Genomic DNA, 24,040 nt, shown 5'->3' with positions numbered 1-24,040 from the left:
GATGACATCGGAGCAGTTCCCTCCCTGTGCATGCTCAAGTGACGTAGACTCGCCGCCCCTTGAGTGATCTCTCTAGGTCTTCCAGCCGGCGCTGGACCCGGGCCGGATCCTCATCGCACATCGCCTGCACGAGCATCGACGCGGCCAGCAACGCCGCGGCGTGGCTGTCGAAGATGAGCCGGGACGAGGAGTCGGCCCGAAGCAGCACGTCGGCCCACTCGTTGCCCGGCGCGACGTCGGAGTCGGTGAGCAGGATCAGCCGGAAGCCCAGTTCACGCGCGTACGCGAGCCCTTGCACGGTGTCCACTGGGTAGCGCGACACAAGGAACGCGACGAGCGTCTCGGCGCCCACGTCGCGGGCCGCGAGCAGCGCGTCGGTCATCGCCGACCCCGCGGCGGTGATCACCCTGACGTCGGAATGAACCTTGGCCGCGTAGTGGCCGAAATAGCCGGCCAGGTGCGCCGCGGAGCGGTGCCCGAGCGCCACCGCGACCGGCGACGCCATGATGTCGGCGCCGGCCTTGCGGATCGCGGTGCGATCAACGAGCCGGGCGCCGAGGGCGCGGAGATTCTCGGTCTCGCTGTTGACGGCACGTTGGTACTCGTTCGGCTCCTCCAGTTCGGATCCCGAGGGCGACAGGGCGAGCATCTCGATGAGTGCCTGGCGGAACTCCGCGTACCCCGTGTACCCGACGGCGACCGCGAGCCGGGTCACCGACGGCTGGCTCACGTTCGCCATCGTCGCCACCTCACTCGCCGACAGGTACGGCACATCACCTGAGTGCTCCACCAGCGTCTGCGCGATCCGGCGCTGGGCAGGAGTGAGACGGAAGCTGGCGAAGAACTCCACGAACTGTCGTGACATGGATGAAGTCTCCCTTCCCACTGCCTATCCGCCTAACGAGGTCCTAGAAGTTACGCTTACCACCGTCGATGCTGATGACCGTCCCGTTGAGATAGGGCGTGCTGCCGCACAGGTAGCTGATCAGCTCGCTCACGTCCTCTGGCCTGCCCTCGCGGAGCACGACGTCGTCGGCGAGCCGCAGCGACTCGCCGTCGGAGATCTCGCCTCGTCGCGCCCTCAGGTCAGTGTTCGTCCCGCCGTCGCTGTTGAGGATGTGCGCGGGGCACACGACGTGGCACTGAACGGTGGGAGCCAAGGTCACCGACAGGATCTCCATCATCCTGACCATGGCGGATTTGGCGATCGAGTGGCTGGTCAGCAGGGGCCAGCCCTCGTAGTAGGAGTTTCCGGCGATGGCGATGATCTTTCCTCGGCCCTGCTCCAACATGTGCGCGCCGACCGCCTGGGTGAGGAAGTACGGACCGCGGACAAGTACCCCGAAGGAGGTGTCGAACTCCCGCTCGGTGGTCTCCAGGAACGGCCGCGCCACGAAACTGCTGGCGTTGTGGACGAGGTAGTCGATGCGTCCGTGGTCCGCCAGGACCTGCCGTACCAGCGCCCGGCACGCCTCGGGCGAGGAGACGTCGGCCTCGTACGCGGCGGCCGATCCGCCGGTGCGCGCGATGCTCTCGACCGTGGCCGCGGCCGCCTCCGCCTGGCCGAAGTGGTTGAGCGCCACGGTCGCACCGTTCATGGCCAACCGCTCGGCGACAACGCGGCCCACTCGTTCCGCACCACCTGTGATCAGCGCGATTCCTTCTAGCCGCATGACTCACCCAATCTGCTCGCCCCCGTTGACATCGATGATCTGGCCGGTGAGGGACGCGCCGGCCGGGGAGACAAGGAAGCTCACGACGGCCGCCACGTCCTGCACCCTCGGGAGGGTGGGCAGCGCCCGCCGCCACTTGGTGGCCCGTTCGAGCAGCGCGAACGGGTCGCCGTCGGGGCCTGGCTCGTCCTGCCAGGAAAGCAGCCGGCCGGGCGCCACGATGTTGGCCCGCACGCCGGCCGCGCCGACCTCCAGTGCCAGCGTGCGGGTGAGTGCCTCGACGGCCGCCTTGGCCGCGCCGTACAACCCGAGACCGGCCGCGTGCCGTCTGGCCAGGCCCCCGCTGACGGCCACCAAGCACCCGCCACCGGCGGCGATCATGGCGGGGACGAACTCGCCGACCAGATTGAGGTGGCTCACGATGGCGCCGGCCTCCCGCTGCCAGTCGGACGTGCCGACGTGCGTCAAGTCGCCGGTGTGCGGCGTGCCGTGCACGCAGTTGACCACCACGTGGGGCATTACTCCAAGATCATCCGCGATACGCTCCGCCATCAGGTGGACCTGCGTTCGGTCGGTCAGATCCCCGGCGACGACAAGCGGCGGCGGACCGGTGAGCTCCGCCGCCGTCTGCTCGACGTGGGCCCGGTTCCGGAAGCAGTGGAGCACACACCGGTAGCCGTCGCGCGTCAACTGACGCGCGACGGCGCCGCCGATGCCGCTGCTCGCTCCTGCGATCAATGCGATCGGCCCGAGTGACACGGGTCTGTCTCGCTCTCTCGGCTCGGCGGCTGGGGTCACTTGGCTTCCGCGGTCTCGGCGAAGTCGACCAGCCCGGTGCCGTAGCGCGCGAAGTAGTCGTGCACGGCACGTGACTGCTTGGCCTTGCCCATGTACTCCAGGTCCTCGGAGCTGAGCTTGGGGTAGGCCGTGCCAAGCCCCCAGGGGAACGTGTGGTGCACCCACAGGTAGATCCGGTTGGCGTAGGCGTACCAGGCGCCGAGCAGGTCGGAGAGCTCCTGCTTGGTCTGGATCTGCGGGAAGACCTCCACGATCCGGTGGACGAAGGTCCCGAACTTCACGAAACCGCAGTAGGCCAGGAAGTCCACGTTGACGAGGTTGGTCCAGGCGAACAGATCCTTGCACTGCTGCAGGTCGAACCGGTCGTCATCGAGGGCCCGTACGATGATCGCGGGCGTGATCCAGGTGGACAGCGCGCGCATGTCGCCGTTGACGAAGACCAGGTTGGAGAAGAACTGCCCGTAGCTTCCGGCGTCCGAGGTGAAGACGCCGAGTCGCATGCTCTTGATCTCTTCCGGCTCATCGAGCCAGATCCGGTCGGTCTCGTCCTTGAGCTCCTGTTGGAGGGCGAGCACGTCGTTCATGGGGGGGCTCCTTTCAGGCGGTGGTGACGGTGACGGCGATGGGCTCGTGGGTGACCGTGTTCGACAGCCACACCTCGCGTCCGACCTGGCCCATCCGCGGCTTGTCCTCATCGACCACTTCGGCGATCGGCGGAAATCCCGGTAGGGGCTCGGTGATCCGGCCGTAGAAGAAGCCGAGGGTCTTGTAGTTGTCGGTGCTCAAGGTGAGCGTGCCGTGCGGCATCTCGGTCAACAGCATGTGCTTGGCCGGGACCGCTCCAACAACCCGGGTGGGCGCGTACATCCCCTGACCGGAAGCCGTCGTGTGCGAGTAGATCGTGGTGAACGGCAGGGTCTCCAGGAACTTCTGGCACAGCTCCGGGTTGAGGTCCCAGAGCAGCCGTGCCTTCAGCACGATGCCCAGGGACGCGAAGTCCAGGTTGATGTGGGTGGGGCGACTCAAGGCGAACTCCTCCGCTGAGTGAATGATGAAGCGCGGTCCGTGAAGGGCGCCGGTGCCGGGATCATAGGTCGGTTTTCATTCATCCGTCAATAACGTGAATGATCGCCATTCATGAATGCATGGAAGCCGGAATCCTCACAGTTTCGGCATCACCGGAGTGAGAAGAGCGGGCCGCTTCCCGTGCGGGATACGCCGTCAGGGGTGCGGGCGGCACCCTGGTCGTGGCCACCCGGAAGCATCGCCTAACCTGGACTGACCTGCGCCGATACCAGTGCCGTCCAGCGAGCCTCCCAGGCGTTGGGTGTGCCCGCCGAGCCACCGACGACGTCCATGGGTGCGTGGCGGCTGTCTCCGCTGTGGGACAGCAACGGGAAAGAATGACTCCCATTCAGAAGTCGAGGTCCTGTAACTATCTAGTCACCCGACGGATGCCGGTTCCACTCGCAATGGTTTCCACGCCAGAGTGAGCGCCGCGCAACCGCCAGGCGGGGGAAACGTGACGCAAGCTCCGGTCTGTCCCAGCGGCGGACCTTCCGTATGAGAGAGATTTCATGCACAATCCTCACCGGCCGCTTGTTAGCACCTTCGTAGCGGCGACCACCATCCTCCTCGCCACCGCCTGCGGTGCCGGCTCGTCCAACTCCGGCGTGGACGCCGGCTCGTCTCGTAGCCCGATCAACACGAACGCCGAGGCGATTTCGGCGCTGCACGACAAGTTGCCGGCCGACATCCGCGACCGGGGCGAGATGATCGTGGCCACTGATGCCTCCTACCCGCCCTGCGACTACCTGGACCCGGCCACCAACAAGATCGCCGGTTTCAACCACGACATTCTGATGGCCATCGCGCCACGACTCGGCATCACGATCAAACAGGAGTCGATCGCCTTCGACGGCCTTCTCCCGGGCGTCCAGAGCGGTCGTTATTCCGCCGCGATGGAATGCATCACCGACAACCAGGAGCGGCAGAAGCAGGTGATGTTCGTCGACTACGCCTACGCCGCCAAGGGCGTGCTCACGACCGTCAAGAATCCCGGGCAGGTGAGTGAGAATCCCCTCTCCCTGTGCGGTCTGAAGGCCGGCGTGCAGACGGGGACGGAGTTCGTCGACGACGCCAAGCGCTACTCGGAAAACTGCGTGAAGGCGGGGAAGGCGGGTCTCAATGTCACCAACTTCCCGACCGCCGCGGACCAGAACACGGCCTTGCAGTCCGGTCGGCTGGATCTGGTCTTCACCGACGTCGCGACCGGGGCCTGGCAGAAGAAGGAGAGCGGCGGAGCGTTCGAAATCTGGAGCAGCCCGCTGATGGCGCAGACCTACGTGGGCATCGTGGTCGACAAGGACAACCGTCCTCTTGCCGAGGCGATTCTCGGTGCGCTTGAGGCCACCATCAAGGACGGCACCTACCAGAAGGTCATGGATTCGTGGGGCCTGTCCCACGTCGCGCTCACGGAGCCGGGGATCAACCTCGCCACCGAGCGGCCGCTCCCGCTTCCGGAACTCTGTGGCGCCTGTGGCAAGTGAGCCACATCGCCGTCCGAGGAGCGCCGAATGACAATGAGGCGACAGACGATGGACACCAGCCCGCGAACCGGCCCTGAGGATCGACAGGATGTGCTCGATCCCCTGGCCACTCCTCGACCGCTGCGTCACCCCGGCCACTGGATCACCGGCGCAGTCGCCGTGGCACTGGGCGCTCTGGCGGTATGGCAGGTCGCGGGCAACGACCAACTCCAGTGGGGTGTGTTCTGGCAGTACCTGTTCTCCGAGCCGATCCTGGCGGGGCTCGTCGTGACGCTCAAGCTCACCCTGCTCGCTCAGGCGATAGCCATCGCCGTCGGGGCGGGGCTCGCGCTGCTGGGTGAGTCGCGAAACCCGGTGCTGCGACTGATCGTCCGCGGTTATGTGGGGTTCTTTCGAGGGCTGCCGCTCCTGGTGCTGCTGCTGATCTGCTTCAACGCCGCGTTGTTCGTCCCCCAGATCGGGGTGGGGGCATGGAACTGGAAAGTCAACGATCTCATCAGCGGGTTCACCGCGGCGATCATCGGGCTGGCACTGCACGAGAGTGCGTTCATGGTCGAGATCATCAGGTCCGGGTTCATCTCGGTGTCGGCCGGGCAGATGGAGGCGGCCAAGAGCATCGGTATGAAGCGGGGCATGGCCATGCGCAGCATCGTCATCCCGCAGGCGATCCGCGTCATCATCCCGCCGACCGGAAACCAGTTCATCAGTCTCCTCAAGGCCAGCGCCCTGGTCGCGGTGATCGGCGGCGGGGATCTGCTGACCCGTGCGCAGCAGATCTACGGCGCGAACTTCGCGGTGATCCCCCTGCTCATGGTCGCGTCATTCTGGTACCTCGTTCTCGTCTCACTGGCCAGCCTCGGCCAGCACTTCCTGGAGAGACACTTCGCGCTGGCCGGCGCGCGCAAACGGACGCGCCCCGAACAGGCCAAGCCCGTGGAAGGAGACGGCCGGTGAACCAGCCGATCATCAGGATGCGCCAGGTACGCAAATCCTATGGCGACGTGGCCGTGCTCAAGGGCATCGATCTCGACGTCGCCTCCGGGGAGGTCCTGTGCCTGATCGGCCCTTCCGGATCGGGCAAGAGCACGCTGCTCCGTTGCCTGAACCACTTGGAGACCATCGACGGTGGATACATCGATGTCGCCGGAACGTACGTCGGCTGCGTGGTCAAGGATGGAGCCCTCCATGAGGCGACCGAGTCCCAGATCGCGATGTTCCGGAGGAGGGTGGGCATGGTGTTCCAGCACTTCAACCTGTTCGAGCACCTCAGCGCGCTCGACAACGTGACCATCGGTCTGCGCAAGGTGCTCGGTGTGCCGAAGGCGCAGGCACGGGAGCGCGGGCTGGCCACCCTGGAGAAGGTGGGCATGGCACGGTGGGCCGGCTCCTTTCCCCGGCATCTGTCCGGTGGCCAGCAGCAACGCGTGGCGATCGCGCGCTCCCTGGCGATGGAACCCGAGGTGATGCTCTTCGATGAGCCGACCAGCGCGTTGGATCCAGAACTCGTCGGAGAGGTTCTCGCGGTTATGCGGGATGTGGCCCGCGGCGGGATGACCATGGTGGTGGTCACCCACGAGATGACCTTCGCCCGTGATGTGGGTGATCGCGTGGCCTTCATGGACGCGGGCGTCATCGCGGAACTCGGGCCCTCCACCCAGGTCATAGAGAATCCGACGAGTCTGCGGGCGCAGAGCTTCCTCCGTCACATACAGTCCAGGATCTCCTGACGAAGCGTGGCGATGATCTCGGCGACGGGCGCGCTGTGCGAGTGGATGACCCCGGCCTCTCGCACTACCGCCCCCAGCGCTTGAAGTATGTAGCCGGGCTCGATCAGGTTCACCTTGATGCCGAAGTCCGCGACCTCGGCCGCGACGTTGTCGCCGCGCCGCAGCAGCTGGGTGACCAGATCGAGGCCGAGGCCTCGCGACGAACCGAGTCGCCGGGCTGGCTTCGCGTCAGGAGGCCTGATCGCGGACCACGGATGTCGAGATGAGGTCGGCGAGCCGCTCGCGGGCGCGTTCCAGCGACCGGATCTGGCTGTCGATCCGGACCTGCTCGGTTTTCAGCATCTCCAGCTGGGCGCTGGCGATGGTGCCGGTGGCGAGGCACGGGAGGATGTCGATGATCGTCCGGCTGGCGAGACCGGCGGCGAGGAGGAGCCGGATCAGGTGGACCCGTTCGATGGCCGATTCCGGGTACACCCGATGCCCTGTCGGCGTCCGATCGGGTCGCAGGAGGCCCTGCTCCTCGTAGTAGCGCAGCGCGCGCGGGCTCACGCCGACCGCGGCCGCCAGTTCGCCGATCCTCATGGCCAGCCTTCCGCCGGTCCTGCTGGTCGGTCAGCGCCGGTCGAGGAACGCTTCAAGCTCTCGCTCGTTCTCGGGTGCCTGCATGCCGTCCGCGAGGGCCTTCCGCATGCGCTCCTCGACCTCGGGAGGAGAAGGGTAGACGTTGCCGAGCGCCGCGGCCTCGACTCCCAGGTCGGCGTCGAGCCGGTCGCCCGCGGTTGTCGGGTCGATGGCGGCCTTCGCCGCCCGGATCTGCGCGGGTACGCGTGACCCGATGCGGCGGGCGATGTCCGCCACGTGAGCGTCGAGTTGGTCGGCCGGCAACGCGCGGGTGATCCACCCGTAGAGCTCCGCGGTGCGTGCGTCGTAGACGTCCCCGGTCAGAACGGCCTCGAGTGCGCGCGATCGCCCGACGGCTCGGGCGAGCAGCTGGGTGCCGCCGCCGCCCGGGATGATGCCCATGCGTGCCTCGATCTGCCCCATCCACGTCTCCCCGTCCGCCGCGTACCTGAGGTCGGTCGCCATGGCGAACTCATTGCCGCCGCCTCGTAGGTAGCCCCGGAGCTTGCCGATGGTGACCTGCGGGAGAGCCCGGACGCTCGCGACCAGATGCTGCATGGGGTTGAGTCCCTCGTGATCGGTGTCGTCCGCGCCTAGCGCGGCGAATCCCGCCGGGTCGGAAGCGTATCCGGCGTCGACGTGCGCCGCGAAGAAATCCGGTACGCCGCTCTGGAACACGATCACGGTGGTGGAGGGGTCGTCGGCCGCCTCGCGGACGAACCGCTTGAGTTCGGGGACCAGTACGCGGTCGAGCAGGTTGAGCGGGGGATGATTCATCGTGACGGTGAGCACGGCGCCCGTCCGCTCGATGTCGAGGACGGTGTATCCGGTGTAGGTCATGGAGGCTGCCACCTTCCGCGGGCGGAGCCCGCAGCCGACTTGCGGCAGTCGGTTCCGACCGCCGGTCGTCACGCTAGGACCTGACGCCAACGTCAACTGCAAGTGCATCCGCGCACGCAGCGCGCGTCACGTGGCGAGTCTCGCGGCCTACCAGCCGAGCTCGAACAGGCGGTCTACGCGGCGAGCAAGGCGTTCGTGCTGAGTGGCCTCACTCATTTCGGCCGCCCTCGCGCTGCCACACGTCACCGGCGGAGCAACGAGGCCCGGACACCGACTGTTTCCACGCTCCCGGCCGCCAGGAGCGTGAGCCCGCGGTGGCGGCCTGCCGCGTACCGAAACGATCCGCGAGCAGGCCGCCCAGGCGCCGAATCAAGGTGACTCGTTCAGCCGATGTTGTGGTTGGTGCCCATGCCGTCCAGTTCGATGGACATGAATGACCTCCTTGTGGGGGAATCGGGAGACAAGTCCGAGTGTGCGTAATCGGCCAAAGCAGCAACAACGGCGGCGACCTGTCATTGCTTGGCACTTTGTCCCTCGGGTGAAGTGCTCCGGTTCCGGTGGAGAGGTCGGTGCTGCCCAGGTTTCAGAGGGCTTTGACGGCGCCGCCGTCGATGAAGTAGTCGGCGCCTGTGATGTTGCCGGCGACGTCGGAGAGGAGGAAGGCGATCAGGGCGGCCACCTCCTGGGGCTCGGTGATCCGGCCGGTGGTGAGGCCGAACGCCTGTGGGATCTGCTCGAGGAACGCGGCGTGCTCCGCTCCGACGCTCGCGGCCACCTTGCTGCCGAAGCCGCCCGGGTCCACCCAGACGCCGGTGCGCACGACCCCGGGTGAGACCGTGTTGACCCGTACGCCTTGAGGGCCGAATTCCTCGGCGAGGGACTTGCCGAGCGCGACCAGGGCCGCCTTGGCTGCGCCGTAGGCGACGGGACCGGTGCCAGGGAGCCTGGAGCTGATGGAGGAGACGTTCACCACCGATCCCCTCCGCTCGATCAGGCTGGGCAGGGCGGCGCGGGTGGCACGGACCGCGCTGAAAAGGTTGAGATCGAAGGTGGCGGCCCAGCGCGCATCGTCGGTGTCGAGGAAGCCGACGGGCTCGACGGCGTCGCCGACTCCGACGTTGTTGACCAGCAGGTCGATGCCGCCCAGTTCGGCGAGGGCGGTGTCGATCAGGGTGGTGACCCCTTCGGGGGTGGCGAGGTCTGCCGCGACCGGGATGGCTCCGGCGTCCTTGAGCTCGGGGGTGATGGTGCGAGCGGCTCCGACGACCCGCACTCCCTCGTCGATCAAGGTCTGTACGGTGGCCAGTCCGATACCCCGGCTGGCTCCGGTGACGACGGCCGTCTTGGAGTCGAGATTGAGCCGCATGATCACACCATTTCTTGAACTGTAGGTACAGGATGGTCTGCTCGCGCCGGGGACGGGCTCGGCGGCTCTGGTATCGGATCGCAGGACCCCGTCGCCTGGCTCGGCCTCGGCTCAGACCTCGCAGGAGATGAACACCGCGTGCGGGTTGTGGAGATAGCCGTCCCAGAAGCCGGCGGGGTATTCGGCGAGGCCTTCCGGGGAGCAGATCGAGTTGTGCCAGACCACGTTCTTGAAACCGGCGTTTTCAAGGGCCCGGACGTGGACATCCTTGGACCAGTAGAAGAAGCTGAATCCGAATGGAGGATCGAGCAGGACCTCGATTGAGCATTCCGCGCCGTCCTCCAGCTCGGGGAGCTTCAGCCGGAATCCGTACTTGGTCATGTCGGCGCGGGCCGGGTCGATTTCCGGGTTGAAGGCCAAGGTGATCAGGCGTCCCCCGTCCTTGACGTTGGCCCGCAAACCGCGGCACATGCTTTCCAGCGCTTCTTCCGAGGGCGCGTAGTGCAGGAGATAGATGGCCGTGACCAGGTCGAATTGACCGACCGATGCCAGTTCGGTGGCGTCCTGAACGAGGTACTCGATGCCGAGCTCCTGCTCCTTCTCGACCTGCTGGGCTATGCGGATCATTTCGGCCGACTGGTCCATGGCCACGACCTTGGCACCTCGCTCGGCCAGCGCACGGGAGTAAGCGCCGTCGCCACAGGCCACGTCGAACACCGTGAGCCCGTCTACGGAACCGGCGATGTTCCAGAACGTGTGTTCCTCCACGTGTCGCCGGAATGGGCCGATTCTGTCGTTACCCGCGTCGTACAGATCAGCGATCTCGTCGTACTGAGCCATTGTCTGCTCCAGGATCTCGGACACAAGGACATCGCCGCGCATTGGGGATGTGAGTTGTCCGAGAGGTTCCTCCCCGCCACCATGTTCGCAAGGAGCACCCCAGATCCCGCCGCTCGGCAGACTTGTGCCCACTCTGCTTTACCTGGGCGATAAGGACTATGGCCGCTCATTGTCAGCAAGCTGCCATGCAGGTTCTCCCCCGCGAAGACGAAAAGGAGTGCCCCCGTGCACAAGTCCTCTTCGCATGTGGTGATGGGGTGACTTTACGGCCCCGTACGGCCTTGGCGGGGTGACAGTAAAGCGCCACGCAGCAACGTGACACCTTTGCGAGTTGTCGGTCACAAATAGCGTGACGACCAAATACTCCGGATGGGGGGTGCGCTCAGGTGTCGTAGGAGCCATCCCATGGCTCGTAGAACCCGATCATGTTGGGGTAGTACTCGACATGCCCGTTGCCGTCTTCGGCCTTTCCTGTCTCGTCTATGAGGCCGAACACGCAGCCGTGGGCATCGACGCGGAAGGGTCGAATGGCGATGTCCTCGTACTTGACCTCCTGCAACCCAGCCATCATCCGCTGCAACGCCTGATCGGCCTCAGCCCCGTCGGCGGCCGGCCTGATCTCTGAGCCGCGGTGCCGGCCATCACGATCGAACAGATGAAGGATCGCGAACCACGGTCCCGGCACCGACTTCCCATGCTCATTCCGCCAGGGCCACTCTCCTGTTCCTTCGTAGGCCACGACCGGCCATCCCCTGCACACCCCTCCGAAGAACAAGCCTCCAGCGTGGGCGCCGATGGTGTCGGTGTGGTAGTCGGGCTCGTATGAGATGGGGATCAATTCAGGTACCGGCATGGCAGCGACAGTAACGCCGAGCAATGACACTTCCGGGATGGCGGCAGGGCTCACAGTCCGTCACGGCAGCTGGACTCACCGAAACGGCCGAACTGGCGCTCGCCGCGTGGCCCAAGACCATCGCCGAAGTTGTCGGTCGGTCTGAGTACGGTGCTTCCGCCAGCCCCTCTAGGACGGTGAGGGGAGACCGCGCCTGACGACGCTTGGGAGCCGAGATGACAGGCAATAGGCATGTTCTGCCAGCGGAGCTGACTCGACTCTTTCCCGGCGGCGGTGCGGGGCGCAGGTTGGATGTGCCGTTGCCTGAAGGGCTTCTGGTGTCGGCGGATCCGTCCCTGCGGAATGACGACGTCGTGATCGAGTCGGACGCTCCGGCCCTCTGGATGAGCAGGCGGCCCATCGAGGGGGAGGTGTGGGCTGCCTTCCGCGCCGAGCAACCTCGGTCGGGGCTTTGGCCGCTGATCCTGCTGCAAGATGAGGACGGTCGGCCCTGGGAGGACGGCGAACTGGTGCCCGTTCCGGTGACCGAGATCGACAAGTACGACGCGTCCGCTTTTATGGCTCAGGCGTGGGCCTACTGGGCGGAAGACGGCGATGGGGACGGCGACCTGGAAGGCCTTCGCCTGGAGGACCTCGAACCCTTTCGCGGTGACTGCCCCGGCCTCGCCCCGTTCGGTGAGTCCGGCGCGGATCCGGACGACTCCGCCGACCGGTGCGCCAAGCTGTTCGACGAGCACCATGGGCACCTGGGTCTGGTGGCGGCCGACCGCGGAGCGGACGCCCTGGCAGTGATGGGGTGGACTGGACCGATCAACCATGGCGAGACACCTCCGCTGTCGGCCATGCTGCGCAGCTGGGAGACCCGTTTCGGCGCGCGGGTGGTCGCCGTCGGGTTCGACACCCTCCATGTCAGCGTGGCCGCCCCACCCACGACCTTGGATCATGCTCTGCAGGTGGCGGCCGAACATTTCGCTTTCTGCCCGGACAACATCCTGCAGGGCGACAGCCCGTACACGCTCAGGGCCTACGCCCAGCAACTGGTAGGCCGCGACGTCTGGGGCTTTTGGTGGGACTGACGTCGCCTGGTGGTTCTTTCGTACGCGAAAAGGTCATGATCGTGGGCGAGCGCAAGGAAAGCCGTACGAATAGGGTCGCAGCGTGGAGGATGCTCACCCCCTGATTCGCGAGCTTTTCCCGGGGCTCATGGCGGAGCTTGTCTCGTGTCTTGAGGCGGAAGGGGAAGCCGAGCTTGCGATCTCTGTGCGGGACGTTCGGCTCTACCAGTGGTGTGGGTGTGGCGATGACTTCTGCCAGAGCTTCCGTACCGCCCCGCCGCCTGACGGGGCCTACGGTCCCGGGTATCGGAACGTATCGCTGAACTCCGAGAGGGGATACCTGATCCTTGATGTCGTACGTGACCAGATCATGTTCGTCGAGGTGTTGTACTACCCCGATCTTCGGGACGCCTAGGCATGCGTATCACTAGGTGAGGGGAGAGCCGCGGGGTTCTCATCGGCGTGAGTTCGCTGGGAGGATGTGGGGGTGTCCGCTGGGGATCCTGTTTGGCGGGTTTTGCGGGTTTGGGTGTTTGCGGTGGTGTGTGTGGGCGTCACCGCTGGTGGGCATGCGCTGGCCGGGGGCGGGCCGGTCGGGCTCGGGGTGCTGGGGGTTGGCGCTGTCGGGGTGGCCGCGTTCGCGTACGGGGTGAGTGGGCGGGAACTCGGGCCTGCGGGAGTGATCGGCGGGACGGTCGGGGTGCAGTTGGGGCTGCACGAGCTGTTCGGGTGGGTGGCACCGGCACCGGTGCTGGTGACGGGGCATTTTCATCTGAATTTGGGGATGGGGATTGTTCACCTGGTCGTGGGGGTGGTGACCGGGTGGTGGCTTTATCGGGGGGAGAGTGCGCTTGGGCTGATGGTGCGGCTGTGGGGAGCGCCGTTGGTTCGGGTGTTTCGGTGGACGGTGGGGGTGGCGCCGGTTCGGGTCAGTGTGCCGTTGTGGACGGTGTTCGCTGATCCGGTGGTACGGCGGACGCAGAACTTCGCGAGGGTGGTGGCCTGGCGGGGGCCACCGGGGATGGGCTGCGCCTGAAGGGCGCGTGTCCGTTGTCCCGTTGTGCCCGGTAGGTCCGGGCATTAGCCCTTGGAGTACACGTTGGCTTCCATGCCGCGCTTTATCCGCAATTCTGTGATGGCCGCGATCGCCGGAGGGCTCTTCCTCGCTCTCTCGGCTCCGGCCGCGTACGCCCACGACCGGCTCAAGAGCAGCAACCCGGCCAAGGACGAGAAGGTCTCCAGCTTGGAGACGATCGAGCTCGAGTACACGTCGAAGATCCGGTTCCCGGTCGTCGCCCTGCTTCAGGACGACCAGAAGCTCCCCCTCGGGAAGCCGAAGCTGGACGGGGACACCGTACGTGTGGAGGTGACCGAGCCGCTGTCGGCCGGGAAGTACGTCATCGCCTGGCGGGTGGTCTCCATCGACGGCCATCCCATCGAGGGCGAGATCCCCTTCACGGTCAAGGAAAGCCCGACCCCGAGTCCAAGCCCGAGCCCGAGCCCGTCCCTGGAAGAGGCCTCACCGTCGCCCAGCGGGCCGGGTACGGCCGGGGCCGGTACGGAAGTCCCGTCGGCAGCCTCCACACCCTCCTTGTCGGCGGTCGGAGCCGATGACGAGACGTCGCAAGGCGGCGGCGTGCCCGGCTGGCTCTGGGTCGGCGGTGGGGTGCTGGTCGTCGTCGGCGCCGGTGTCTGGCTGGGCACGGCCCGCAAGAACACCACGGACGAGTCCTGAAATTTCGGGCGGAACCGGTAGCAACAGAGCCGTAACAACAGCGCCATAGCAACAACGCCATAGCAACAGCGCCGGTCGGAACCCGACCGGCAGCAACCCAACCGGTAGCAACCCGACCGGCAGCAACCCAACCGGTAGCAACCCGACCGGCAGCAACCCGACCGGCAGCAACCCGACCGGCAGCAACCCGACCGGCAGCAACAGAGCCGGTAGCAACAGAGCCGGTAGCAACCGAATAGCGACGGGCCCGGGAGTCACAACTCCCGGGCCCGTCAGACATATCCCGAAATTTCAGTCCTTGGTGGCCGGGACACGCTGCCGAGCAGTACGCCACTTCGACAGCAACAGCACCATCAACACGATGATCGTCAACGCCGGAACGCCAAGCGCCAGCATGGCCCCCAACTGCTGATCGCCCGCCCGATCCGGAGCCCACGGCAACTCCAGCCAGGCATACCAACCCTCGCCACGCACAGCACCAACCAGAAGAACAAAGGAAACCAGCGCGTTGGCCACCAGCCCGCCCGCCAACAACCGAGTCCGCACCACAGCCGTAATCGGCCGAGGAATCGGATCCTCCCCCACCGCCACCGCGAAGAACACAGACCCACCAAAAACGACGACGACCTGAAGCACAAGCCGCACAGCAAGGCTGGACTGCGCAAGATCGAAAAGCGGCGTCAGATAGAGGACAAGCAACGGCACGACATATAACCCAAGCGCGACCAGAGGCTGCGAGAGCAACCGCGCCAGCGAGCCGTTGATACGCTCACCCCCCGCCGGGTTCACTTCCTGATAGAGCGTGAGCGGCGCCCCGAACACCAACAATGCGGGCGCGAGCGCACCCAGCAGCCCGTACTGCACCGCATGCACCGAAAACACCGCAGGCCCGTACGCGGCGAGCCCCCCAGCACCCGCATACCCCAGCACCACAAGCCCGGCAAACCACACCACCGTCCGCCACAACGGCCAGACCCGCCCCACCCGCCCAACCCCGACCAGGTACGCGACCCCCAGCCCGACAAGACCAAGCAGCAGAATCGGATCCGGCCGGACCTGAAGGACGAGGTTCGCCGCGTTCAGCGGCTCCAGCGCGTACCCGAGCAACGTGTTCACCGTGCTCAGCGTGATATCGGACAGCGGCGGCGCGGTCCGGGAGAGCCCCACGGCCAGCCCGACCGTGGCGAGCATCACCACGATCTCCCCCATCGCCAGCCGCAGGAACGGCGCCCGGCTGGTCTCCAGCGCGTCGATGGTGGCCCGCCGATGCCGCCACCCGAACCACCCCAGAACCCCCAACAACACGATCTTCCCCAGCACCAGCAGCCCGTACCGGCTGGTGAAGATCAAGGAGAGATCACCCACCCGCACCCACGCGTTGACCGCCCCCGACACCCCCACCGCCACGTAACAGCAGAGCGCCAGCACGCTGAACCGCCGCACCACGGTCGGGAGCTCCGGCAGCCTCCGGCCGAACGCGACCACCGCCACCAGCCCGCCGACCCACACGGTCACCGCCGCGATGTGCAACATCAGGCTGGACACGGCCAGATTGTGATCGGCCGCCGACGCCGAGTGCCCCGCGTACGCCGGCGGCAGGACGCCCACGATCGCCGCCAGGAGCAGCGGCACCCTCCCCCACCGGCCCAGGGGCAGCACCGCCACCACCGCGACCGACAGCGCCAGCACGGTGACGATCAGGAACGCCTGCCCCTGCGGAATGTCGAAGAGGAAGGTCGCCAGCACCCCCGACTCCAGCGCCTCCCCGACCGGCAGTCCCAGGAAGTCGGAGAGCGTGAGCACCGCGGTCACCGCCGCGGTGAACGCCCAGAGCACCGCCCACCGCCCCGCCGCCGCGGCCACCCGGGAATCCCCCGAGATCACCGACAACGCCAGGACGCCAACCGTGACAATGGCGCAGATGTCGTGAACAAGCCGGACTAGCGGCAGCCCCCAGCTGGTCACCACCCCCGGCGACGGCAGCCCCTGGATGGACGGCGTCGGCGTCCCCCCGCCGAACCAGAGCGCGAGCAGCAACACGCCCAACGCCACCACGGCCCCGCCGACGAAAACCGGCAGCCCCTTCCGCCCTTGCGGAGTTGTCATCGCCGACTTCCTCAGAACTCGCAACCGGTCCGATATCGCCACAACGGTTCCTCAGTATGTCGGCAACGCCTGCCGCGAGCCAGATCGCTGACAGCGGCATGTGCGGGCCGTGACAGCGGGGCCGGTCAGCGTGGGTGCATGACCGCATCACTCGCGTTCGAGGCTGAAGGTCTCGTGAAACGTTATGGAAAGACGACCGCGCTGGCCGGGATCGATCTCGCCGCGCGACAGGGGACCGTCCTGGGCGTGCTGGGGCCGAACGGGGCGGGAAAGACGACGGCTGTCCGGATCCTGGCGACCTTGCTCAGGGCGGACGAGGGGCGCGCCACCGTCGGCGGGCTGGACGTGGTCCGCCAGGCGGCCAAGGTACGCCGGATCATCGGGTTGACCGGGCAGTACGCCTCGGTCGACGAGGATCTGACCGGCATGGAGAACCTCGTGCTGATCGGCCGGCTGCTCGACTTCCGGCGGGCGGAGGCCAAGGCCAGGGGGGCACAGCTGCTGGCCGAGTTCGGGCTGACGGAGGCGGGGGACCGGAAGGCGAAGACGTACTCGGGAGGCATGCGGCGGCGGCTGGACCTGGCCGCGAGCCTGGTCGGGCGGCCGGACGTGATCTACCTGGACGAGCCGACCACGGGCCTGGACCCGGCCAAACGGGAGGACGTCTGGAAGATCGTCCGGTCGCTGGTGGCGGACGGCGTGACCGTGCTGCTGACCACGCAGTACCTGGAGGAGGCGGACGCGCTGGCCGACGAGATCTCGGTCATCGACCACGGCAAGGTGATCGCGCACGGCACCCCGGCCGAGCTGAAGCGGGTGGTCGGCGGGCAGACGATCCTGGCCAGGCCGAGCGACCCGGCCCGGCTGGCGGAGACGGCGGCTGTGCTGAGCGCGGTGGCCGGACGGCCGGCCGAGTCGCCCGCCCGGGGCGTGGTGACCGTGCCGGTGGCCGGGGACGCCGCGTTCACCGAGGTGGTGCGGCGGCTCGCGGTGGAGGGCATCGGCGTCGCCGAGCTCTCCCTCCGCCTGCCCAGCCTCGACGAGGTCTTCTTCACCCTGACCGGCCACCACACCGAAGAGGAGGCGGCGTGACCCTCACCCTCACCCCCACCGCCGTGGCCGCCACCCGGGAACGCCGTTTCGGCCTGGTACGGCACAGCCTCGCCCTCGCCCGGCGCAGTCTGGTCAAAACCCTGCGCACCCCCGAGCAGTTGCTCGACGTGACCCTCCAGCCGATCATCTTCGTGCTGATCTACGTGTTTCTGCTGGGTGGCGCGGTCGCCGGGAACACCCACGACTACCTCCAGTTCCTGCTCCCGGCGATCATGGTGCAGACGGTGTTGTTCGGCGGCATGGCGACCGGCGTCAACCTCAACACCGACATCAGCAAGGGCGTCTTCGACCGGTTCCGCAGCCTGCCGATCGGGCGGTCGGCCCCGCTGATCGGCTCGGTGCTCGGCGACCTGATCCGGTACGTGGTCGCCATCGCCTCGTTGTCCGTCATCGGCGCCATCATGGGCTTCCGGATCCAGACCAGCCTGCCGTCCGCGATCCTGGCCGGTCTGCTCACGATCGTGTTCGCGTTCTGCCTGAGCTGGGTGTTCGTACTGGTGGGCGTGGTGATGCGAGGGGCGGGCGGGGTCCAGGGCACCGCCTTCCTGCTGCTGTTCCCGCTCACCTTCGGCACCAGCATGATCACGCCGAAGGAGACGCTGCCCGGCTGGCTGCAGGCCTGGGTGGAGGTGAATCCGGTCTCGCATCTGATGGAGGCCGCCCGCGGGCTGATGCTCGGCGGCCCGGTCGCCTCCCATGCGGTGTGGGCGCTGGTCTGGTCGGCGGGGATGCTCGCGGTGTTCGCGCCCCTCGCCGTACGCGCCTACCGGCGCAGGGCTTAGCGCACGCCGGCCCGGACCCTGGCCATGGCCTCGGGCCGCGCGAGGGCGGCCCCCTTCGCGTACGACTCCGTGTAGGCGGCCTCGCCGAGTTCGGTCAGGAGCGCCCCCGACACCCGGACCACCTCGGGATTGAACGGATCGGGGGTGCCCCGCAACTGCTCGGCGGCCCCCAGCGTCTCCGCCGCGCGGCGGGGATCGCCGAGCATGGCCTGGGTGGCCGCGGCCGCCACCCCGACCCGGGCCAGCACCGGCATGTCCTTGACCCGCAGGCTGAACTCGGCGGCCCGGTCGACCAGGCAGGCCGCTGTCCCGAGGTCGCCGCAGTCCAGCGCCAGGAACGCCCGCGAGGTCAGGGCCACGGCCCGGATCTGGGGCTCGACCAGGTCGCCGCCGCCCAATCCGTCGAGCACGGCGTCGGCCAGCGCGTACTGGTGGGCGGCGCCGTCCGGGTCGCCGGAGTGTCGGGCCAGGTCGCCCAGGGTCAGGCGGGCGAAGGCGATGTTCCTGGCCGACCACTGGTCCGTCTCCTCCTCGGCCATCTCGAGCAGCTCGGCCCTGGCCTGGTCCACGTCGCCCTTCCTGACCCGGGCGGTGGCCAGCCAGATGCGCTGGTGGCCGGCGTCGTCGGCCGGATTGAGCCTGCGGATCAACCGGATCGCCTCCTCCAGCGAGGCGATGGCGCCGTCGAAGTCACCGGTCAGCAGGAGCACGTCGGCCAGCGAGGTGAGCGCGTAGGCCAGCCCCCACCGGTCCCCGACCTCGCGGTAGCCGGCCACGGCGGTGAGCAGGTCCAGGTGCATACCGACCCGGTCCCCGTCGTTCTCGCTGATGAACGCGCGGAACATGTGCAGAGTGGCCCTGGCCCACGGGTCGGGGTGGCTCAGCCGCCGCCCGATCGCCTCCAGGCCGCCCTGGGTGTCGTCGGTGAACAGGGCAAGCGCGGGTTCGACCAGGGCCAGCACGGGATGGTCGAGATCGCTCTCGGCCAGGCCCACCAGATCGCGCAGTCCGTCGATGGTGGCGGCGAGCTTTGGGAAACCGCCCTGCATGACCGAGTTGATCAAGTACATCGCAGTGGTCACCAGCCGGGCCGTCCTGGGTGTCTCGCCTGGCACGTCCAGCGCCAGGCGCAGCCACCCGACGGCCTCCGGGCGCCTGCCGCGAATGATCCAGAACATGCTGAGCGCGGCGCCGAGCCGTACCGCGGTGGCGGCGTCGCCCTGGGCGGCGGCGAAGTGCAGGGCGGCGAGCAGGTTGGGGTGTTCGGCGTCCAGGACGGCGATCCAGTCCAGCTGTTCCCGGCCGCGCAGCCGCGGTTCGGCCTCCTCGGCCAGTTCCAGGTAGTACGCGGCGTGCGCGGCCCGCACCTCGGCGAGTTCGCCGCGTTCGGCCAGGCGCTCCAGGCCGTACTCCCTGATGGTCTCCAGCATCCGGTAGCGGGGGCCCTCGACGGCCTCCAGCAGGGACTTGTCGACCAGGGCCGCGAGCAGGTCGAGCGAGCCGCCCAGGCGTTCTGCGGCGGCCACCGTGAACCCGGCGGGGAAGACGGCCAGCCGCTCCACCAGCCGCCGCTCCGGAGCGTCCAGCAGGTCCCAGCTCCAGGCGACCACCGCGCGCAGCGTCTGGTGCCGCGCCATGGCGGTACGGCTCCCGCCGGTCAGCAGCCGGAAACGATCGTCCAGCCGCCCGGCCACCTGGTCCACGGTGAGCGAGCGCAGCCGGGCGGCGGCCAGCTCGATGGCGAGCGGCAGCCCGTCGAGACGGCGGCAGATCTCGATCACGGCGGCCGTGTTCCCCGGGCTGAGCGCGAACCCGGGCCGCACGGCGGCGGCCCGGTCCAGGAAGAGCCGTACGGCCGGCCCGTGCGAGCGCTCGTCGGGCAGGTGCAGCGGCGGCACCGGAACCAGCGACTCCCCCACGATGCCGAGCGGCTCCCGGCTGGTGGCCAGCACCCGCAACCGGGGGCAGCGGCCGAGCAGTTCGTCGGCGAGCCGGGCGGCGGCGTCCAGCAGATGCTCGCAGTTGTCCAGCACGAGCAGCGTCTCGGCCCCGCCGGACAGCTTCTCCACCAGGCGGCCCATCGAGTCGGCCTCCTCACCCTGGAAGAGCGGGCCGAGGGCGCCCAGCACCGCCTGCGGCACGTCGTCGGGGTCGCTCACGGGGGCGAGCTCGACCAGCCAGGCGGTCTGCGGCTGCTCGGCGGCGACGGTGACCGCCAGCCGCGTCTTCCCGGCGCCGCCCGTCCCGACCAGGGTGACCAGCCGCCCGTCCCGCAACCGCGTGGCGATCTGCGCCAGCTCGGCCTCCCGGCCGACGAAACTGGTCAGGGGGGTGCGGAGGTTGCCGCGCGGTTTGCGTACCGGCGCGGTGCCACGCAGCACGGCCAGGTGGGTCTGCTGGAGCTCCGGGCCGGGGTCGATGCCCAGTTCATCGGCCAGGCGGTGGCGGAACTCCTGGTATCCGGCGAGGGCCTCGGCCTGCCGTCCCTCCGCGCACAGGGCGCGCATGAGCAGGGCGCGCAGCCGCTCCCTGAGCGGGTGCCTGACGGCCAGGTCGGCCACCTCGGCGGCGAGCGGCTCGCCGAGGGCCAGCCGGGCGTCGAGCAGGTCCTCGGCGGCCGCCAGCCAGGTCTCGTCCAGGCGGTTGACGGTGGCGTCGGCGAAGGGGGTGTCGGCGATGTCGGCCAGCGGGCGGCCCCGCCACAGACCGGCGGCCTCGGTCAGCAGGCGGACGGCGGCCGCCGGGTCGCCCGCCGCAAGGGCCTGGCGGCCGTCCGCGGCCAGGCGTTCGAACCGGAACACGTCCACGGCCTCGCGCGGCAGGTCCAGGCAGTAGCCGCCGGCCGCCGAGCGGAGCGGCAGCGGCACGGCCCGGCGCAGCCGGGAGATCAGCGACTGGAGGGCGTTGGCCCGGTCGGCGGGCGGGTTCCCCGGCCAGAGCGCGTCGGCGAGCTGGTCGACGGTGACCACCCGGCCCGGCTCCAGGGCGAGGCGGACCAGCAGGGCCCGCAGCCTGGCCCCCCGGATCTCCGCCGTCTCCCCCTGAGCGGCCACCTCCAGCGGCCCCAGGACGCTCACCCGCATAACGCCACTCTGCCACCCGCCGGTCAGGAGGCGAGCGCTTGGTCCAGCGAGGTCTCGTAGCGGCCGAGGAACTGCGGCTCGCTGTGGAACGCCACGTCCAGCAGGCCCTTGCCGGTGGCGAAGAACTCCCGGGCGGCGTAGTAGTAGGTGCCCAGGCGCCAGTAGCGAGTGGAGTCGTCGCCCACCCCGAAGGCGTTCAGGCCGGCGGCCCGGCAGAGGGTCACGGCGCGGGCCAGGTGGAAGCTCTGGGTGACCACGGTGACCGTACTGGCGCCGAAGATCTTCTTCGCCCGGACGCAGGAGTCCCAGGTGTCGAATCCGGCGTAGTCGAGCACCACCTTCTCCTCGGGGACGCCCTTGGAGACCAGGTAGTCCCGCATCACGGTGGGCTCGTCGTAGGTCTTGACGCTGTTGTCGCCGGAGGCCAGGACGGCTTTGACCTTGCCCTTGGCGTACAGGTCGGCGGCGAGGTCCAGCCGGATGCGGAGCATGGTGGTCGGCTGGTCGCCGGTCACGCCCGCGCCCAGCACCAGGGCCACCGGCGCGGTGGGGACCCCGCCCTGCCACCCGGCCTCGACGGCGTCGATCCGGTGGCCGGAACTGGCGAGCCAGGCCCAGGTCATCGGGGCCAGCGCGAGCACGCTCAGCGCCACACCCGTACGGAACACCCAACGTTTCACGGTTCCGACGATAACGCGGAGATCACGTACACGCCGGAGATCGGCTTGACCTGGAGCCCACTCCAGGCGGCAAGGTGGACGTATGAGAACGCGACAAATCGGAAACGTAGCGGTCAGCGCCATCGGGCTGGGCGCCATGCCCATGTCGGTGCTCGGGCACATGCCGGACGAGGCGCAGTCGATCCGGACCGTGCACGCCGCGTTGGACGCCGGAATAACCCTGATCGACACCGCCGACGCGTACACCCCGTCGCATCGGGAGGTCGGGCACAACGAGCGGCTCATCGCCAAGGCGCTGGCGTCCTGGAGCGGGGACACCGATGGCGTGCTGGTGGCCACCAAGGGCGGGCACACCCGGGTGCCGGGCGGCGGCTGGGATGTGAACGGGCGGCCCGATTACCTGCGGGAGGCGTGTGACCGGTCGCTGAAGGCGCTGGGGGTGGACGTCATCGGGCTGTACCAGCACCACCGGCCCGACCCCGCGGTGCCGTACGCGGAGACCATCGGCGCGTTGAAGGAGCTGGTGGCGGCGGGGAAGATCCGGATGGCGGGGATCTCCAACGCCGATCCGGCGCAGATCAGGGAGGCCGCCGAGATTCTGGGGCCGGATCTGGTGAGCGTGCAGAACCAGTACTCGCCGCACTTCCGGAGCAGCGAGCCGGAGATCGACGTGTGCGCGGAGCTGAACCTGGCGTTCCTGCCCTGGTCGCCGCTGGGTGGCATGGGGTCGGCGCGGCAGCTGGGCAGCGCGCACGCGGCCTTCGGCGAGGTGGCGGACGAGCGCGGGGTCTCGCCCCAGCAGGTCTGCCTGGCCTGGATGCTGGCCCGCAGCCCGAACGTGGTGCCGATCCCCGGCTCCAGCAATCCGGACACCATTCTCGACTCACTCAAGGCCCTGGAGCTGGAGCTCACCGCCGAGGAACTGGCCCGCCTGGGCTGACTGCGATCATCGTCTTCGTGACTGCCGAGCGAAGCCGGTACCGGCCGGTCGTGGACGTGCACGTGCTGCTGCGGGACGGGGAGCAGGTCCTGCTCGGGCTCCGCCAGGGGACGGGGTACGCGGACGGGGAGTGGGCGACCATGCCGTCCGGTCATCTGGAGGAGGGCGAATCGGTCATCGATGCCGGGATCCGGGAGGCTCTGGAGGAACTCGGCATCATCGTGGACCGGCTCGAGGTGGTGCATGTCATGCACCATCGCAATCCCGGCGGAACCGCCCGGATCGGCTTTTTCTTGCTGGCGGCCGAGTGGCGGGGGACCCCCGTCAATCTGGAACCGGATAAATGCGCAAATATCGCATGGTTTCCGGTTACAGAGTTGCCGGTGGACACCAATCCGTACGCGCGGGCCGGAATCGCCGCCGCGTTCGGCGGGGAGACCTTCTCGCTGCACGGCTGGGAGCGGCCGACCCTGGAGGAGCTTCAGCGGGAGGCCGCCCGGGCGGGCTACCACGAGCTGACGGTGGCGATCCTGGCCGCCGACGGGGGCGAGCTGGTGGTCGCCGGCCGGGCGCTCCCGGCCACCGGCGTACGCCCGGGTGAGTCGATCGGCGCGGCGGTGGCGCGGCTGCATCCGGGTGAGCCCAAGTTCGTCGACGCCGACGACTACGTGAGCGCCGGCGGTGTCCGGGGGCGGCGGTTCGTCTTCGCGGTCACGCCGCCGCCCGGGCGGGTGCCTGACGGGCTGCCCGAGCGGGATCGGCGGCGGGCGGAGCGATGGGTCACCTCGCCGGAATCCACCGGGTGGTGACGCCCTTGCGGGCGTCGTACCAGAGGGCGGCGCCGGTGATCAGGGCGCCGGCGCCCTCCCAGAGGCCGACGCCGAGGAACTCGGCGGGGGCCGCCTCAGTGATCACGAGGACGGTGAAGACCGTGCAGGTGACGAGGCGGAACGGGACCGTCCACAGGTAGAAGGGGCGGAACTCGGAGGCGGCGGCGAAGACGTAGTAGACGCCCATGTTGATGGCCGCCATCGAGGAGGCGGCCATGTAGACCAGCGTGTAGTCGCCGGGAGCGCGCTGCTCCAGGGCCTCGAAACCGAGCATGCCGAGCAGGGTGGCCGGGGAGAAAAGGCCGAGCAACCCGAGGAGAAAAGCGAGAATTCCAAAAACGGTGATGGTCCAGCCCGCAGATGATCGGGGCACGCGAACTCCAATGGGTGTAGCCTCAACGATGATCTCTGGGGGTGCATTTCACCACAAAACGTCAGGGACGGTATGC

Annotated in this window: 25 protein-coding genes; 11 read left to right on the top strand and 14 right to left on the bottom strand. The window is 68.3% G+C overall.

Going from position 1 to position 24,040, the window contains the following annotated elements:
- Positions 1 to 34: 34 nt before the first annotated feature.
- Genes KIP79_RS32040 through KIP79_RS32020 form a run of 5 tightly spaced genes read right to left on the bottom strand, consistent with a single transcriptional unit; the run spans position 35 to position 3,497 of the window.
- Entirely contained in the window at positions 35 to 865 is an 831-nt protein-coding gene (locus KIP79_RS32040) for a MurR/RpiR family transcriptional regulator (RefSeq protein ID WP_214108696.1), read from the bottom strand.
- A gap of 43 nt (positions 866 to 908) precedes the next feature.
- Positions 909 to 1,673: an SDR family NAD(P)-dependent oxidoreductase gene (locus KIP79_RS32035; RefSeq protein WP_214108695.1), complete on the bottom strand. Its 765-nt coding sequence runs from the start codon at positions 1,671 to 1,673 to the stop codon at positions 909 to 911.
- 3 nt (positions 1,674 to 1,676) lie between these two features.
- Entirely contained in the window at positions 1,677 to 2,432 is a 756-nt protein-coding gene (locus KIP79_RS32030) for an SDR family NAD(P)-dependent oxidoreductase (RefSeq protein WP_214108694.1), read from the bottom strand.
- Positions 2,433 to 2,467: 35 nt separating this feature from the next.
- Positions 2,468 to 3,055 (bottom strand): cucumopine synthase-related protein, encoded by a 588-nt coding sequence (locus KIP79_RS32025; protein WP_214108693.1) that lies wholly within the window; start codon positions 3,053 to 3,055, stop codon positions 2,468 to 2,470.
- Between the two features lie 13 nt (positions 3,056 to 3,068).
- Positions 3,069 to 3,497 carry a hypothetical protein gene (locus KIP79_RS32020; protein WP_214108692.1) on the bottom strand — a complete coding sequence of 143 codons (429 nt, stop codon included), beginning with the start codon at positions 3,495 to 3,497 and terminating at the stop codon, positions 3,069 to 3,071.
- Between the two features lie 647 nt (positions 3,498 to 4,144).
- On the opposite strand from KIP79_RS32020, the gene KIP79_RS32015 reads away from it, so the two are divergent.
- The 3 genes from KIP79_RS32015 to KIP79_RS32005 are packed head-to-tail and all read left to right on the top strand — an operon-like array spanning position 4,145 to position 6,747.
- Positions 4,145 to 5,020 carry an ABC transporter substrate-binding protein gene (locus KIP79_RS32015; protein WP_214108691.1) on the top strand — a complete coding sequence of 292 codons (876 nt, stop codon included), beginning with the start codon at positions 4,145 to 4,147 and terminating at the stop codon, positions 5,018 to 5,020.
- Between the two features lie 27 nt (positions 5,021 to 5,047).
- A complete protein-coding gene (locus KIP79_RS32010; protein ID WP_214108690.1) occupies positions 5,048 to 5,974 on the top strand; it encodes an amino acid ABC transporter permease in 927 nt (308 codons plus the stop codon).
- A 17-nt stretch (positions 5,975 to 5,991) separates the two neighbouring features.
- The gene (locus KIP79_RS32005; RefSeq protein WP_214108732.1) at positions 5,992 to 6,747 is read left to right on the top strand and encodes an amino acid ABC transporter ATP-binding protein; all 756 of its coding nucleotides are present in this window, start codon (positions 5,992 to 5,994) and stop codon (positions 6,745 to 6,747) included.
- A gap of 228 nt (positions 6,748 to 6,975) precedes the next feature.
- Here the strand turns inward: KIP79_RS32005 and KIP79_RS32000 are convergent, their stop codons facing one another.
- From KIP79_RS32000 to KIP79_RS31980, 5 genes are all read right to left on the bottom strand, one after another.
- Entirely contained in the window at positions 6,976 to 7,329 is a 354-nt protein-coding gene (locus tag KIP79_RS32000) for a MerR family transcriptional regulator (protein WP_214108689.1), read from the bottom strand.
- Between the two features lie 30 nt (positions 7,330 to 7,359).
- Positions 7,360 to 8,208 carry an enoyl-CoA hydratase/isomerase family protein gene (locus KIP79_RS31995; RefSeq protein ID WP_214108688.1) on the bottom strand — a complete coding sequence of 283 codons (849 nt, stop codon included), beginning with the start codon at positions 8,206 to 8,208 and terminating at the stop codon, positions 7,360 to 7,362.
- Positions 8,209 to 8,791: 583 nt separating this feature from the next.
- On the bottom strand, positions 8,792 to 9,574 hold the full coding sequence (locus KIP79_RS31990) for an oxidoreductase (RefSeq protein WP_214108687.1): 783 nt from the start codon (positions 9,572 to 9,574) through the stop codon (positions 8,792 to 8,794).
- A gap of 111 nt (positions 9,575 to 9,685) precedes the next feature.
- The gene (locus KIP79_RS31985; protein WP_214108686.1) at positions 9,686 to 10,438 is read right to left on the bottom strand and encodes a class I SAM-dependent methyltransferase; all 753 of its coding nucleotides are present in this window, start codon (positions 10,436 to 10,438) and stop codon (positions 9,686 to 9,688) included.
- 358 nt (positions 10,439 to 10,796) lie between these two features.
- Positions 10,797 to 11,267, bottom strand: a complete 471-nt coding sequence (locus tag KIP79_RS31980; RefSeq protein ID WP_214108685.1) for a hypothetical protein — start codon at positions 11,265 to 11,267, stop codon at positions 10,797 to 10,799.
- Positions 11,268 to 11,560: 293 nt separating this feature from the next.
- Between KIP79_RS31980 and KIP79_RS31975 the strand changes: the two genes are divergently transcribed.
- The 4 genes from KIP79_RS31975 (at position 11,561) to KIP79_RS31960 (ending at position 14,057) form a co-directional block, all read left to right on the top strand.
- Positions 11,561 to 12,343, top strand: coding sequence for a DUF4253 domain-containing protein (locus KIP79_RS31975; RefSeq protein WP_308170002.1), 783 nt, complete (start codon positions 11,561 to 11,563; stop codon positions 12,341 to 12,343).
- Positions 12,344 to 12,425: 82 nt separating this feature from the next.
- Positions 12,426 to 12,737, top strand: a complete 312-nt coding sequence (locus KIP79_RS31970; protein ID WP_214108683.1) for a hypothetical protein — start codon at positions 12,426 to 12,428, stop codon at positions 12,735 to 12,737.
- A 132-nt stretch (positions 12,738 to 12,869) separates the two neighbouring features.
- Positions 12,870 to 13,358, top strand: a complete 489-nt coding sequence (locus KIP79_RS31965; RefSeq protein WP_214108682.1) for a hypothetical protein — start codon at positions 12,870 to 12,872, stop codon at positions 13,356 to 13,358.
- Positions 13,359 to 13,430: 72 nt separating this feature from the next.
- Positions 13,431 to 14,057: a copper resistance CopC family protein gene (locus KIP79_RS31960; RefSeq protein ID WP_214108681.1), complete on the top strand. Its 627-nt coding sequence runs from the start codon at positions 13,431 to 13,433 to the stop codon at positions 14,055 to 14,057.
- A gap of 291 nt (positions 14,058 to 14,348) precedes the next feature.
- On the opposite strand, the gene KIP79_RS31955 is transcribed toward KIP79_RS31960, so the two are convergent.
- Entirely contained in the window at positions 14,349 to 16,097 is a 1,749-nt protein-coding gene (locus KIP79_RS31955) for a bifunctional copper resistance protein CopD/cytochrome c oxidase assembly protein (protein WP_214108680.1), read from the bottom strand.
- A gap of 204 nt (positions 16,098 to 16,301) precedes the next feature.
- On the opposite strand from KIP79_RS31955, the gene KIP79_RS31950 reads away from it, so the two are divergent.
- Together KIP79_RS31950 and KIP79_RS31945 are read left to right on the top strand one after the other, a co-directional pair.
- Positions 16,302 to 17,255, top strand: a complete 954-nt coding sequence (locus KIP79_RS31950) for an ATP-binding cassette domain-containing protein (protein WP_214108679.1) — start codon at positions 16,302 to 16,304, stop codon at positions 17,253 to 17,255.
- Positions 17,252 to 18,058 carry an ABC transporter permease gene (locus KIP79_RS31945; protein WP_214108678.1) on the top strand — a complete coding sequence of 269 codons (807 nt, stop codon included), beginning with the start codon at positions 17,252 to 17,254 and terminating at the stop codon, positions 18,056 to 18,058. Before KIP79_RS31950 ends, KIP79_RS31945 begins: the two co-directional genes overlap by 4 nt.
- Here the strand turns inward: KIP79_RS31945 and KIP79_RS31940 are convergent.
- Together KIP79_RS31940 and KIP79_RS31935 are read right to left on the bottom strand one after the other, a co-directional pair.
- Positions 18,055 to 21,141 (bottom strand): AfsR/SARP family transcriptional regulator, encoded by a 3,087-nt coding sequence (locus KIP79_RS31940; protein WP_214108677.1) that lies wholly within the window; start codon positions 21,139 to 21,141, stop codon positions 18,055 to 18,057. The genes KIP79_RS31945 and KIP79_RS31940 overlap by 4 nt on opposite strands.
- Before the next feature lie 23 nt (positions 21,142 to 21,164).
- Positions 21,165 to 21,821: a SanA/YdcF family protein gene (locus KIP79_RS31935; RefSeq protein ID WP_308169997.1), complete on the bottom strand. Its 657-nt coding sequence runs from the start codon at positions 21,819 to 21,821 to the stop codon at positions 21,165 to 21,167.
- A gap of 82 nt (positions 21,822 to 21,903) precedes the next feature.
- Between KIP79_RS31935 and KIP79_RS31930 the strand changes: the two genes are divergently transcribed.
- Together KIP79_RS31930 and KIP79_RS31925 are read left to right on the top strand one after the other, a co-directional pair.
- Positions 21,904 to 22,761, top strand: a complete 858-nt coding sequence (locus tag KIP79_RS31930) for an aldo/keto reductase (protein ID WP_214108675.1) — start codon at positions 21,904 to 21,906, stop codon at positions 22,759 to 22,761.
- 17 nt (positions 22,762 to 22,778) lie between these two features.
- The gene (locus KIP79_RS31925) at positions 22,779 to 23,570 is read left to right on the top strand and encodes an NUDIX hydrolase (protein ID WP_308169996.1); all 792 of its coding nucleotides are present in this window, start codon (positions 22,779 to 22,781) and stop codon (positions 23,568 to 23,570) included.
- Here KIP79_RS31925 and KIP79_RS31920 read toward each other — a convergent pair.
- Positions 23,542 to 23,964, bottom strand: coding sequence for a hypothetical protein (locus KIP79_RS31920; protein ID WP_308169995.1), 423 nt, complete (start codon positions 23,962 to 23,964; stop codon positions 23,542 to 23,544). The two genes, KIP79_RS31925 and KIP79_RS31920, sit on opposite strands and share 29 nt — an antisense overlap.
- Positions 23,965 to 24,040 lie beyond the last annotated feature (76 nt).

Origin of the sequence: Acrocarpospora catenulata (genome assembly GCF_018476525.1) — a bacterium.
In the GTDB taxonomy this organism is placed as follows: domain Bacteria; phylum Actinomycetota; class Actinomycetes; order Streptosporangiales; family Streptosporangiaceae; genus Acrocarpospora; species Acrocarpospora catenulata.
Note: the sequence above shows the minus strand (reverse complement) of the source record. Positions and strands in the feature narration are given on the sequence as shown.

Bases quoted from the DNA above. Each gene is read 5' to 3' on its own strand.
- KIP79_RS31980 (WP_214108685.1), bottom strand. From the start codon at position 11,267: ATGCCGGTACCTGAATTGATCCCCATCTCATACGAGCCCGACTACCAC.
- KIP79_RS31940 (WP_214108677.1), bottom strand. From the start codon at position 21,141: ATGCGGGTGAGCGTCCTGGGGCCGCTGGAGGTGGCCGCTCAGGGGGAG.
- KIP79_RS31990 (WP_214108687.1), bottom strand. From the start codon at position 9,574: ATGCGGCTCAATCTCGACTCCAAGACGGCCGTCGTCACCGGAGCCAGC.
- KIP79_RS32040 (WP_214108696.1), bottom strand. From the start codon at position 865: ATGTCACGACAGTTCGTGGAGTTCTTCGCCAGCTTCCGTCTCACTCCT.
- KIP79_RS31950 (WP_214108679.1), top strand. From the start codon at position 16,302: ATGACCGCATCACTCGCGTTCGAGGCTGAAGGTCTCGTGAAACGTTAT.
- KIP79_RS31930 (WP_214108675.1), top strand. From the start codon at position 21,904: ATGAGAACGCGACAAATCGGAAACGTAGCGGTCAGCGCCATCGGGCTG.
- KIP79_RS32035 (WP_214108695.1), bottom strand. From the start codon at position 1,673: ATGCGGCTAGAAGGAATCGCGCTGATCACAGGTGGTGCGGAACGAGTG.
- KIP79_RS31995 (WP_214108688.1), bottom strand. From the start codon at position 8,208: ATGACCTACACCGGATACACCGTCCTCGACATCGAGCGGACGGGCGCC.
- KIP79_RS32010 (WP_214108690.1), top strand. From the start codon at position 5,048: ATGACAATGAGGCGACAGACGATGGACACCAGCCCGCGAACCGGCCCT.
- KIP79_RS32000 (WP_214108689.1), bottom strand. From the start codon at position 7,329: ATGAGGATCGGCGAACTGGCGGCCGCGGTCGGCGTGAGCCCGCGCGCG.
- KIP79_RS31960 (WP_214108681.1), top strand. From the start codon at position 13,431: ATGCCGCGCTTTATCCGCAATTCTGTGATGGCCGCGATCGCCGGAGGG.
- KIP79_RS32025 (WP_214108693.1), bottom strand. From the start codon at position 3,055: ATGAACGACGTGCTCGCCCTCCAACAGGAGCTCAAGGACGAGACCGAC.
- KIP79_RS32005 (WP_214108732.1), top strand. From the start codon at position 5,992: ATGCGCCAGGTACGCAAATCCTATGGCGACGTGGCCGTGCTCAAGGGC.